Origin of the sequence: Bradyrhizobium sacchari (genome assembly GCF_002068095.1) — a bacterium.
Taxonomy (GTDB): Bacteria; Pseudomonadota; Alphaproteobacteria; order Rhizobiales; family Xanthobacteraceae; genus Bradyrhizobium; species Bradyrhizobium sacchari.
On record NZ_LWIG01000031.1, the window covers coordinates 78,494 to 90,554 of the forward strand.

Here is a 12,061-nt window from a genome sequence, read left to right on the forward strand (position 1 = left end):
TGTCTGCCGGCGGCGAACTGGCACGCGATCGCTCTGCGGAGCTTCAACGGACCGGGGGGGAACGGATGCTCGGGAGCTGAGCATCACGGCTGCTTTGACAGATCGAATCGGGCGGTGCACAACAACGCTGCCTGTTTGCTACTCTTGCATAAGGCTGCGACCGCCCCAGCATCACGCCTCCCTGCCCCCCAAGCGATGCTTGGGCTTGTCATTCTTCGTTGAGCATCTCGAGCCGAGTGACATCGGAGCTGCTTCACTTCAATTGACAATGGCGCCGAGCGCTGCAGACACAAATTCAGTACACGGCCAAATGGTTGATCATTTCCACCGCTTTTTTCAGCCCGACGCCAGGTTGCATCGCCGGAAGAGCAGGCCCGGCGCCCGATCAGCTTGGGGTAGTTCATTGAGTCATGGCGCGAGCTCACGAGAGCAAATCCGTATGATGGGTCTGACCGATTGTTTGCAGCTCGATGCCGTGCGCCCTAAGCACCCGGTGCATTACCTCGCTTTTGATCTCGCGGGCGATCTCGTTGACGATTTGAGGTCCGAGCGTCCGTTCGGCGTCTGCATCGCCCGCAAGACTGGCTTCGGCGAGCCGTTGGTTCAGCCGAATTTGAAACTCGTCGCCCATCGCATCGATGAGCCGATCGTCCATTGCAGCGTGTTCTTCGGGAGCAATGCGCCTCAGCACCGCTTCCCAAGGTTGCCAGCGCGTTGCTAGATAGTCGGCAAAACCTGTCGTTTCCTGCTGCCGCACCGTTGCAATCGCCCTCTCAACGTCGCCGCTTGTGACGCCAGAAACTGTCAAAAAGCGCATGTCTGGGGCGACGTGTCGCAGCTCCAGTGGATCGCGCAATTGGGTCTGGTAGGCGAGATAGGCTTCGGTCTCGTCGACCGGTCTGGAGTGACGAAGGACATTGACCGTCTGGCGCGCTATTCCGTCAAGCGCCTCCAAGCGGAACATGACGCGGGCATGCTGCACCAACTCGGCGAGGCGATCGTCGTACAGGCCATCCTCGATGTCGGCGTTCAGGCGTGCGGTCTGCATCCCGTTCCAGTGATGCGATCCTGGCAGCTCGCACATGCATCGGAAGCCAGCTGGAAAAACAACTCGCGCAGTCGAGGCCTCGCCGATGCCTGCCGAAGATCCTCGACCACGGCCTGCCGGAATTCGTTATGGCCGTAGTTCACGGTGCCGGCAAGCCGGTCGAGGAAACGAGCGTAGTCTTGCACACCAGGCTCATCGGCGAAGCTTTGCCATGTTGCCACCGAGGCTGGGTCCTGCCCAAACCAGTCTGCGACAGCCTCGTGCAGCGGCCGGTGCGTAGGTTCCATTGCGGCTTCGCTCAACGAGAAAACGATTTGCGGGCCGGCATAGTCCGCAGCACTCCTTGCTCTTGCTAAATTGTTCTGAAGCCGCTCTTGCAGCGGATTGTCCGTCAAATCGATAGCCGCATCGCTGCGGAGCCGCAGCAGGCTCGGCGGTACATCCGATAGCCGATTGTTGCTAACATCAAGTACTTCGAGGGAGCGGGGAGTTCCGGCAGCCGGACCAGTTGATTGTCGCTGGCCGTTAGTAATTCGATCGTCGGCGGGAGCGGCTCAGGCAGTTCGGTCAGCTGATTGTAATCGAGAACCAAGCTTTCAATACTGGCTGGAAGATCAGGCAGGCTGGTGAGCTGGTTGCTTGGCGCGGCGAGATCGCGGAGCGTTGCAGGAAGCGCGGGCAGACTGGCCAGTTGATTGCCACCGGCGTCCAGGTTCTGAAGCTCGGCTGGAAGGTCAGGCAGGCTGGTCAGCTGGTTGCTTGCGGCGTGGAGCTCCTCAAGCCTTGCTGGAAGAGCGGGCAGACTGGTCAATTGGTTATTATCGACGACGAGGCTCCGCAGTCCGGCTGGAAGCTCAGGCAAGCTGGTCAGCTGGTTGCTTGCGGCGTAGAGCTCCTCAAGCGTTGTTGGAAGAGCGGGCAGACTGGTCAATTGATTATTCTCGACGACGAGGCTCTCCAGCCCGGCTGGAAGCGCAGGCAGGCTCGTCAGATGGTTTCTGTAAGCGCTGAGTTCCCGAAGGGTTGCCGGAGGGGCGGGTAGACTTGTTAGCGAGTTTTCGCCGACGATCAGGGAGCGGAGCCGGGAGGGCAGGTACGCCGGCAGGCTGGTCAGCCGATTGCGCGCTGCATTGAGCACGCGGAGCCCGTCAGGAAGTACAGGCAAGCGCGTCAATTGATTGTCTCTCACACGAAAGACCTCAAGCTCGCGCGGGAGGGCGGCTGGCAATGTGGTCAGGGAGAGGAAGGACAGGTCCGGCTCCTCACTAGCATTCTCCGGCAAAGCTCTCGCTTCATTGACGGCTGTTTGACGGTTCTCGTCTTCGCCCTGCCCCTCATCAGTCGCCCGCGCCTCCATAACCTGGTCCTGCGGCCCGGCCGCAGTGGCAGCGGACGGCCGCGCGTCCGACAAAGCCTCGTCTCAATGCGCCGCAACGGGAGCGCCGGGTTCTGAGGTTTCAGTTTGGGATCCTTCGGTGCCGGAAGCTGAGAAAAAAGCATCACCATCAAGCTGCGTCCGATCTGTATTCATTCCTGCCGCCTCACATGACAAAATGAAACAAATGCGCTGACGCGCCGCTTCCCCAAAGCCGGTCTGTCATCGTGGCGACGATCCATCGAGAAGACGAAGGAGCGCGGCCCAACTTGGAAGGACCGAACACTGGCTGATCCGGCGCACCAGATTGCGAGATGCCCGCACAAACCTGATTCTCGAAAGACTTGGCATCTTGAGAGGGATCCGGCTGCTCCTCTTCCAGATTGGGCTGATCAGGTCGAGCCTTTTGTCCGGTTCGAGATGTTATCATCCTCGGGCGTTGAGCTGTCGAGAAGCTGACTAGTCTCGTCGCTTAAGAAAGTTCGGGCCTTTGCAGCTGTGCTAGACGTCCATTGTCAATGCCTGAGATGAGTTCGCCCGAGATGCCGTCATCGTCACTCTCGCGTCTTCGCTCCTCGACTGACTAGTCTTACAGGATCGGGAAAGGGCTGCGCCAGACAACCATATCGCGGCGATGGCAAGTTCTGGCCAGGAATGTGGTCGCGCTAAGCTGCAAGCATGCCGCCGTGGCCGCTCCATCGAAGCCGTGCCTCGTGTCCTGCAGCGCAGCCCAACAAGAGAATTGGTCAGCGGTTCTTCGCGGTCCTCTCACCCGGTGATGAACAATCGCGGGTGCAATTGCGACGCAAGTGCGTTCGGGCCCATGTTCGAGACCATGCGACCGACTGTGGCCTGGCCCGGACCATACTGGTCAGATTCCACAACACGTTCTGCTCGAGTGCTCCGAGATGTGAAACAACCGAGGCCGTCGAGCGTTCGACCCTAGAACAGATTGTCCGATTCCGAGCGGGTAGACAGAGCGATACGGTGATGTCCGAACTTATCCATTCGGTCGATAGATCTGATCAAGAAAATCAATTTTACCGCTTGCATTATCATCATATAGACCGTCCCCCCGGCTGGGGCTAACCTAGGGAAGCGATCTCTCACATGAAAAAGTCTGTTTTGGTGACGGCGAGCGCCCTCGCGCTTGCAACCGCGGTGGTACCTCCTTTTGCTGCTGAAGTTGTCGCGCAACCGCTCACCGCCAACGTGCAGGTAGCCGATACATCATATCCTCAGTGCGCCGATGACCCATTGAATGGTATCTGCGATCTGTTTTTTTGCTTGACCGATCCCTCGTGCGAGCTGCACTGACACCGGAAAACAATCAAGCAGAGAATGAGGATCGAGCCTCGTGCGGCCGCTGCTCCGTCAGCGGCCGCATCCTTATGCCCTGCGGTTACGCTGGCGGATACTGCAAGCCGCTCCCTCTTGGTCTCTAAAGATAATCAGCGCCATCGCTCACTTACAGCTGGTTGGTCACGACCGCAAAACGCGCAACTGCCGTATCGGCGAACGTTGGGTGAACGGGAAAACGCGTTCTAGACCGCGACGCTGCCGTTCCGACAGGAGCTCCTGCTCGATGTCAAGCCGGTCCAATTTTCAGGATAAATTGCTTCTCCGTGTTACGCCCTACAGCGTCCTCCTGCTCGATGTTCCGCATTTCGGACGTGATAGATGTGTCATCCTTTACCTGTTCGGCTACGCCTAGGGCAGCGGCCGTGGCGTTGTGGACGTTCGTCTATGGTTGGGCATACAATTGAGTGGCGCCGTCTCCGGCATCATCAGCATGGCAAAGAGGCCGGCCGCGCTAGCCAAAAGCATGTACCAAGCGGGCGCGAGAGCGCTCCCGGTAAGATAGATCAGCCAGGTGACGATCGGTTGAGCTGTGCCTCCGAAAATCGCTATCGCAAAAGCGTAGATCGTCGCGAAGGCGCCACCACGAATGTTCCTGGGCAAGCTTTCGACCATGCTCACGAAGAAGGCGCCATACGGAATCGTTCCGATCAGGGTGAGCGCGCCGAGACCTCCTAGAAGTGCGAGGGCACTGCGGCTCTCTGCAATCCACAAGAATACTGGATAGGTCATCAGCAATGCAGCGGCCTGCGGCCATATCATGATGCGCCGACGGCCCGCGCGGTCGGCGAGCAGGCCGCCAAGCAGCGCTGCGGCAATGCCTGCTATGCTGCTGATGAGCGTGGTGCCGAAGGCGAGAGGTGCGGAAACGTGGAGCGTGTTCAGCGCGTAAGTGGTCATATATCCGGTAACGTAAGCATTGATCGTGCAGCTGGCTAAGATGACAAATCCAAAGCTTATAATGCGGCGAGCAGCAGGCGATCGTCTTACAGGTTGGGTGGCCAGAACCGGCGCCTCTGGGCGGTGCAACGTTTCGGGTAGGACGCTCCGCAACCAAAGTCCGAACGGCAACGTAGCGGCGCCGAGCAATAGCGCGATCCGCCATCCGTATGCATTGAGCGCCTCACTTGTCATGGTGAGCGAGAGTATTTCTCCAACCAACGCTCCGGCCGTGGCAGCTACCTGTTGGCTCGCGGGCTGAAAGGAGACCGCAAGACCGCGGGCTTTAACCGGGGCTGCTTCCATCAGGTAGGCTGTCGTTGGACCGACTTCACCTCCGAGAGCAAAGCCCTGCAGCAAGCGTGAGAAGATGGCTAGCAACGGAGCGGCAAGTCCTATTGTCTCGTACGATGGCGTTATGGCTAATAACAGGACCGCGACGCTCATCAGAGCAAAGCTGGCGGTCATCGCAGGCCGGCGGCCAGCCCGATCCGAATACGAGCCGAGCACGATGGCCCCGATCGGCCTAGTCACAAAACCCGCGCCGAAGGTTCCGAGTGACAGCATGAGGCTGGCGAACTGGTTGGTTGCCGGGAAGAACGCCTGACCGATCTGTATTGCGAAGAAGCTATAGGTGGCGAAGTCGTAGAATTCGAGAATATTGCCGATGGTTGCGCCCAATACCGCGCGCCTTGTCAGGCGTTCGTCTGCCGGACCGACGGCCCGCTCCAGCCTCTTTCGAGTAAATTGCCTCGCCATCCTCGACCTAATCTGGAGCGCGATGCCTGGCCCGAACATTTCGAGCAGACAGATCGCGCAAAGTTGCATTCCACTTGCCCGAACTCGTCTCTCGCCGCCATTGCGCCTATCCACATGCAGGCTGAAGAGTGTCAGACGAAGCTCAGGGTGACGTCTGCAATAAAAATGCCGGTCTTTCGCGGCCCATTTAGCCCTTCATCTGATGGCTAGCCTTGCCAGCAAGACAAATACGAGAACCTCCCGCAGTTGTCGGGCGCCGCCGACATTGCGCTGCTGTGGCGAGTTTGCGACAAAATTAGCGGGCGTCGAACACGACCAACACGACTCGAGCCATTTTCAGCTTCGCCTGATTACGTCCGCTCCTTAAGGATCCAGTGGGCTCCGACTTTCATCGCCCAGGCGCTTGCCGCCAATCAGCGGCCTGCGGCGGTCTCTCGCGCGCGAGCAAGATCACCATTGATCGGAGCTCCACCTTTCCGACGCAGCCTGATCGCCAGCGAGGGGGCGAACCGCCTGCTCACGGGCCGCTTGGGTCTGGCGACCATCAAGACCCCCCAGGTCGTCCATCATAAGGTACGTTCGGCGCCGCTCGCCGCGCATCTTGGCTATCTCCACCGCGAGCGCGTCACGCGGGACGGGGGGAAGGCCGGGCTATTCGGCCCAGACACCGAGAGTGCCGACCTCAAGTTGTTAGGTGAGCGCGAGTGTCAGGGGCGCAATCTTCGTGAACCTTGAGAAGCTGTTAAGGCAAACCAGTGACGCCACACGCAGGAGATACCATTCGTTTGCTCAGACTCGGCGAGCACGAATGAGGCCTGCGTTTGCTCACCAACGGACGCTTAGAGGAAGTGGACGTTTCAGCGGCGGCTTCGCCACCGCCCGCACCAATTACGACGATCTTCTGATTCAGGAAGCGGGTGAATTCTCTTTCCAACGCCCTGACAGGAGCGCCAGCTGCATGACGCCCAACGTCAATAGCAGCCGGGACAAAGTTGGCGGTTTGTAGAGGATGTAACTTCCGCTAAACCGATGTAGCTCCGGCTATCGGCCAGTCCGACGTTTCATCATGGCGCGCAGGATCGGAGGCACTGGGGCACGTCGCGGAGTGCCCATTACACGCCGCGGCGGCCCAGTCCCGGGATCATTGGCCAGCGCCGCAGCCGTGCGCGGGATGATCGCCGCGGCTACTTTGCGTTTGAGCGATTTCGTTCTTCATCTAATCAGGCGGACAGTTCGCTTCCGCGTATGCCGGAGCCTTCATAGGTCGCGCTCTCGTCTGTTCACGCGCTGGCGCGGCTATCGCGGTCATTCTGGTTAGCGGCCCGCGCGTAGCTCGAAGTCTAGGCCAGAACGACTGGTCCTTGGGCAGAGTTCGAAATGCACATGCTCGGTGCAAGGCTGGGTCTGGCTGCCGTCCGCACCGCCTGGACCTCCGAACCAGCTTTGCCGGTGGGTGAAGGCGATGCACGACAGCAGACGCTGCGCGCCGATTGCGAGGCCAGGCGGAATGAGACTTGGCTCGGAGATGATCGCACCAGACGTGGCAGATGCGGCCGCGGGTTTGTCTCCCTTCTTCGACCTTTGTCAGGTTCTCGAAAGCCAGCCTATTTAACACTCAAACTTGGTCTCTTGGTGACGAAACTCGACATGTCTGAATTCGTGATGAACTTCAGCTTATTCGATGGGGAAATTTTCAAGAGGCCTTTGTCCTCATAACACAAAGGAGAGCTTTATGGATCCGAACCGGATAGATAATGCCCGTTCACCGGAATCACCGACGGCGCTCGTCTGGACACAGGAAGATCATGATTTGTTCAGTCAGATCATGAATGAAGCTGGACCATCATCATCTGCCGCACGTGAGGAAGCGGTAGATGTCTCATTCGCCGCTCCCCAGAGATTTTCACACGGTTCGCAAATCGCCCCAGACGTGATGGTCGATAGGCTGTTCCACCGGGGTCTCTTGCCGGACGCGGACCAGCCGACAATGACCTATGAAATCCGAGGTCACCGCTACACGGCCGGTTTGGATGAGTCCAACCGTGTTCTTCTTGTTCATAACCCAGCGGACGACCAGGTCGTTCGGGCCGGCCGGGCCGGGGTACCGGACTTCGGGGCCTTCTTCATTGAGAACCGGCGCTACGGAACGCCGCTACCAGAGCAATGGGCCTCAACTGCCCTAATGGACAAGCTGCGCGAAGAAGGTTTCATGCCGACCGCTAATAACCCCACAACAATCCTGCTTAACGAACGGGCCTACAAAGCCGAGCTAGCTGAAGGTGGGTTCGTTAAGCTTACGCGGGTATGAGACGCAACCCAACGTTGAACCGACCGCGCCGGACTGGAGCCCCGCGATCACTTAGGTTGTCCTTACCTGGATAGACAATTCACCGCTTACCGATGGATTGTTTGCGCCGCCAGTGGGTACGCGTCATCGGACCCACTGGCAGCCCACAAGATGCACGGTCATCCTGGCCATTTCGTCTGCGTGGTGCCGACCTGTCATCCGGCCTGCAATATTGCCCCGTATCCCCTCACATGAGAATGTTACCTTCGCTTGACCGATGAAGCTCCGGCTGTCGGCCAGTCCGAGGTTTCAGGCAGGATCGGCAGCACTGGGGACGTCGCGGAGTGCCCATTGCACGCCGCCGCGCCCCAGTTCCGGGGATCACTGGCCGTGCCGCACCTTTCGTCTGCGCGGGATCATCATCTCGGCTGCTTTGCGTCTGAGCGATCTTAACAAGCACTGCACGATGGTGTGCTGCGGGCCGAACTGTTTGGGGTGTTGCTCCGCGAGATGACCGAGAATTGCCAGCGCTGTCAGACGGGGTTCGGCCGCCAGCCAGCGCTCGATGTCGGTTGGGTTCGCGCGAATTGGGCAGCGAAACCAGCGACCGTGGAGGCTTACTCGGAAACAGCGTAGCCCCTGCTGGTGCGAGCTTAGATAGTCTTGGCGGACGCTCAGGTATTCTCAAGGAAAAGGCAGCAAAGGTCCCCTAGCTGCAACGATCGCCGCAAGTGGCGCAGTCGCTTTGCGTAGCAGTGGGATTACGTGAGCGTATTTATCGGATTGAGTCCTATCTATTGGCGCTACCAAATCTGAGCGTTTTGCAAGCAATAGCTCCGCCGTAGGGTCAGCGCAAGATCGCATGCACATAGGCGTGTGTGAACGGCTTCGAACCGAGGAAAAGAACGCTATGGCGAACATCAATCTCAGCTCCCGATCTATCGCCGGAAGCACGAGCTCCACAGCGAGCCATCACCGATCGAAGGTCACGAAATGGAGAGCTCTGGCCCGGAGACGTCGAGGTTTTCAGACGATACGCGGAATGAAGCCCATGCCGCGGATGGTCGCAGCAATTCGGCGCGCGCTAGCCATCTCGGATCTCGACCGGTGCTGCGCAATCTGGTGGCTCTATCGTCTCCATTTCGGGTTCGACGGCGAAGTGACGTTGGGGCTCGCCGCGGTCACGGTTGCCCAGGAGAGATCCCGCTGCGGAATTTAGGAATCGTGGCGTTGAGCGCCTTCCATATGGGCTCGACGGCCGAACCTGGCGCAGGTTACGCGTTTGGCTGGCGGCCAAAAGTGTGGCCCTACTCCAATCGCCTCAAGTCTCCCCCAGCGAACAGGGCCGCAGCCACATCTAGCACCGACGATCTGCGCGCGTCGGGTTGGCACCAATGGCGCGCCGGTAAAAACGATCAGCAGATCGCCAAACCCGAATTTGTGCTCACACTGCATAATCAGCGAGCTGAAATTGATGGGGCGGTGATGCTGCTTATGGGGGGCCCCAGCAGCCTTCAGACGACCGGGCCTTATCGGCGAGTGCCCAATCGGGACGCTTCGGAATGCTTGGTAAAGTCTGGCGATCGAGCAAGGACCGCGGCTCGCATTCCATCTGGTGATCTTCTGCGGCTCCATAAAAGAGATACCCCGCCTGAGTTCGCGTGGCGATGGAAGGGCGGACCCAGCAGCTCGTCAAGCAATTCTGCCTGAGTGCTTTGCGCTGGATTGATCCTCGCAGAACCTCATCGGCACGGTGCGTCCCCACGGCGACGACACTGGTCCTGGCCTCGCTAAAGCACGTGGCGAGCGGCGCCTAGACGAGAAGCACCGTAAGCGCTAAGCGGGAACCCTTGCATCGGGACTGGGATAGCTGTGCGAAGAAGCCTCCGGTTGGGACGGAGGCTTCGGATGGGATTGGACAGCAAAAAGGACGTCTATTTGGACGGCTCATCGGCGGGGTCGGTGAGCCGGCTGGAGATTCTTGAAGGGCCGTCAGGACGTCGTGTGCGGTCGGAAGCTGAGAGAGCGCGGATCGCCGCGGAGAGTCTGTCGCCCGGCGTCCAGGTATCCGAGGTAGCGCGCAAGCACGGAGTGACGCGCTGGCAGGTCTACGATTGGCGACGGCGGCTTCGACAGCGAGGTATGTTGCCGCCGTGCGAGGCGTCTCCACCAACGTTTGCGCCGCTGGTTGTGGAAGATGCGTTGAAGGAGCGTCAGGCTCCGGCGGTCAAGCTTGAGATTGCGATCGGCGATGTCGTGCTGCGGACTGACACAGCCATAGATGCTGACCAGCTATCCCGGGTGATCCGTGCGGTGCGAGCGTCACGATGATCGCGGCCGGTGCTGATCTGAAGATTTACGTTGCCACGCGGCCGATCGACTTCCGCTGTGGCCACGACGGGCTTGCGGCGAAGGTACAGGAGATGCTTCGTCTCGATCCGTTCAGCGGCGCAGCCTTCGTGTTCCGATCGAAACGAGCGGACCGGATCAAGATTTTGGTCTGGGATCGAACGGGTCTGGTGTTGGTGCACAAACGCCTCGAAGGTTGCAAGTTCGTTTGGCCAACGATCGCGGACGGAGTGATGCGCATGTCGCCGGCGATGTTCGCTGCCTTGTTCGAAGGGCTGGATTGGAGATTGGTCCGCCCGGAAGAAGCACGGCGCCCGCAGGTGGCGGGATAACTGCGGCAGAATGACTCGGCAGCTATTTTGATCGTGGCACGGGCGGCGGCGATGTGCTCGAAATAGCGCATGAGCATCGCGACACTGCGCGACGAAAACGAACGCCTAAAGGCGCTTCTGGCGCAAACGCAGGCGGCCTTGAGCGAGCATCAGGGGGCACTGGCGGCATCGGAGGAAGCGCGGCGTCGGCTGGAGGTCATTCTCGGCGAATTGCGACGCGACAAGTTCGGCTCGAAATCCGAGAAGCTACGACCAGATCAGTTCCATTTGCCGCTCGAAGACGTGGAGATCGCGCAAGGCATTCTGGACGCGGCGCAGGAAAGAGCCGAGAAGGTCATCCAGGGTCGATCGCGCAGCGATCCGGACGATCGAGGCTCCCATCGCAATCGCGGCTGTCTGCCTGCCCATTTGCCGCGAGTGGAACGGATCATCGAGCCTGCGAGCACGCTCTGTCCGTGCGGTTGCGGCGCCATGACGAAGATCGGCGAGGACGTCAGCAAGCGACTCGACGTGATCCCGGCGCAATGGCGCGTGCTGGTCACACGCCGCCCGAAATACATCTGTCGCCGCTGCTCGGGCCCTGTCGCGCAGGCGCACGCACCGGAACACGTCGTGCCCGGCGGGCTGCCGACCGAAGCGGCTATCGCTCATGTGATCGTCTCCAAGTTTGGCGACCACACGCCGTTTTATCGTCAGGCCGAGATCTATGCGCGTCAAGGCATTCGGCTTGATCGGGCGACTCTGGGCAACTGGTCCGGCCGCGCCTGCTTCCATCTTCAGCCCATCGCGGACCACATGCGCCGCCACCTGGCCATGGCGGATCGCCTGTTCATGGACGAGACCACGGCACCGGTGCTTGATCCGGGGCGAGGTCAAACGAAGAAAGGCTACTTCTGGGCGATCGCGTCAGACGACCGTGGCCACAGCGGTCCAAGTCCACCGATCGTGTTGTTCCGATATGCCCCCGGTCGCAGCGGCGCCTTCGCGGAGCAGTTCCTGGACGGCTTTGGCGGAAGCTTCCTGCAATGCGATGCCTACGACGGGTATGACCGGCTGACCGAAGTCGTTCGACCGCAAGGGCCTTGGACGCTCGTGCATTGCTGGAGCCATTTGCGCCGGCGCTTTGTGAAATTGGCCCGCAACAGCAAGTCGCCGATCGCCGAGGCCGCCATTCGGCACATCGCGCAGCTTTACGCCATCGAAGCCATGGCGCGCGGTGCATCGCCGGACATCCGGCTGGCCGCGCGCAAGGAGCACTCGCTGCCCATGGTCGCCGCGTTGAAGTCCTGGTTCGAGAAACAGCTGTCGATGATCTCCAGCGGTTCGACGCTCGCCGAGGATATCCGCTATGCGCTCAATCATTGGCAGGGGCTGACCCGCTTCCTCGAAGACGGGCGTCTCGAGCTCGACACCAACCCGGTCGAGAACGCCATCCGGCCGATCTGCTTGACCAGGAAAAACGCGCTCTTCGCCGGACATGAAATCGGGGCGGAAAACTGGGCTTTGCTCGCCTCGATCGTCGCCACCTGCAAACTCAACGACGTAAACCCTGCTGCCTACATCGCCGAAACACTCGAGGCGATCATCGACGGCCATCCCCACAGCAGGATCGA

General features: G+C 59.9%; 8 protein-coding genes and 1 pseudogene. 5 read left to right on the forward strand and 4 right to left on the reverse strand.

The window, feature by feature from the left end; all coding sequences use genetic code 11:
• Positions 1-421: 421 nt before the first annotated feature.
• A pseudogene (locus A5906_RS45170) lies at positions 422-1,335 on the reverse strand (NEL-type E3 ubiquitin ligase domain-containing protein).
• Between the two features lie 104 nt (positions 1,336-1,439).
• A complete protein-coding gene (locus A5906_RS45180) occupies positions 1,440-2,405 on the reverse strand; it encodes a leucine-rich repeat domain-containing protein (RefSeq protein WP_245326940.1) in 966 nt (321 codons plus the stop codon).
• A 1,128-nt stretch (positions 2,406-3,533) separates the two neighbouring features.
• On the opposite strand from A5906_RS45180, the gene A5906_RS27585 reads away from it, so the two are divergent.
• A complete protein-coding gene (locus A5906_RS27585) occupies positions 3,534-3,740 on the forward strand; it encodes a hypothetical protein (protein WP_080138380.1) in 207 nt (68 codons plus the stop codon).
• A gap of 393 nt (positions 3,741-4,133) precedes the next feature.
• On the opposite strand, the gene A5906_RS27590 is transcribed toward A5906_RS27585, so the two are convergent.
• On the reverse strand, positions 4,134-5,480 hold the full coding sequence (locus A5906_RS27590; protein ID WP_080138388.1) for an MFS transporter: 1,347 nt from the start codon (positions 5,478-5,480) through the stop codon (positions 4,134-4,136).
• A gap of 1,732 nt (positions 5,481-7,212) precedes the next feature.
• On the opposite strand from A5906_RS27590, the gene A5906_RS27600 reads away from it, so the two are divergent.
• On the forward strand, positions 7,213-7,788 hold the full coding sequence (locus A5906_RS27600) for a hypothetical protein (protein WP_080138382.1): 576 nt from the start codon (positions 7,213-7,215) through the stop codon (positions 7,786-7,788).
• Positions 7,789-8,148: 360 nt separating this feature from the next.
• Here A5906_RS27600 and A5906_RS46605 read toward each other — a convergent pair whose 3' ends face one another.
• Positions 8,149-8,445: a hypothetical protein gene (locus tag A5906_RS46605; RefSeq protein WP_488225982.1), complete on the reverse strand. Its 297-nt coding sequence runs from the start codon at positions 8,443-8,445 to the stop codon at positions 8,149-8,151.
• 1,230 nt (positions 8,446-9,675) lie between these two features.
• Between A5906_RS46605 and tnpA the strand changes: the two genes are divergently transcribed.
• The 3 genes from tnpA to tnpC all read left to right on the forward strand — a co-directional run.
• The gene (gene tnpA, locus A5906_RS27605) at positions 9,676-10,098 is read left to right on the forward strand and encodes an IS66-like element accessory protein TnpA (RefSeq protein WP_080134254.1); all 423 of its coding nucleotides are present in this window, start codon (positions 9,676-9,678) and stop codon (positions 10,096-10,098) included.
• A complete protein-coding gene (gene tnpB, locus A5906_RS27610; RefSeq protein WP_080134255.1) occupies positions 10,095-10,448 on the forward strand; it encodes an IS66 family insertion sequence element accessory protein TnpB in 354 nt (117 codons plus the stop codon). Before tnpA ends, tnpB begins: the two co-directional genes overlap by 4 nt.
• Positions 10,449-10,517: 69 nt before the next feature.
• Positions 10,518-12,061 (forward strand): IS66 family transposase (gene tnpC / locus A5906_RS27615; RefSeq protein ID WP_136614990.1); only part of this gene is annotated, 1,544 nt, incomplete at its 3' end.

Coding starts and splice junctions, on each gene's coding strand:
- A5906_RS45180 (WP_245326940.1), bottom strand. CDS start 2,405: ATGGAGGCGCGGGCGACTGATGAGGGGCAGGGCGAAGACGAGAACCGT.
- A5906_RS27585 (WP_080138380.1), top strand. CDS start 3,534: ATGAAAAAGTCTGTTTTGGTGACGGCGAGCGCCCTCGCGCTTGCAACC.
- A5906_RS27590 (WP_080138388.1), bottom strand. CDS start 5,480: ATGGCGAGGCAATTTACTCGAAAGAGGCTGGAGCGGGCCGTCGGTCCG.
- A5906_RS27600 (WP_080138382.1), top strand. CDS start 7,213: ATGGATCCGAACCGGATAGATAATGCCCGTTCACCGGAATCACCGACG.
- tnpA (WP_080134254.1), top strand. CDS start 9,676: ATGGGATTGGACAGCAAAAAGGACGTCTATTTGGACGGCTCATCGGCG.
- tnpB (WP_080134255.1), top strand. CDS start 10,095: ATGATCGCGGCCGGTGCTGATCTGAAGATTTACGTTGCCACGCGGCCG.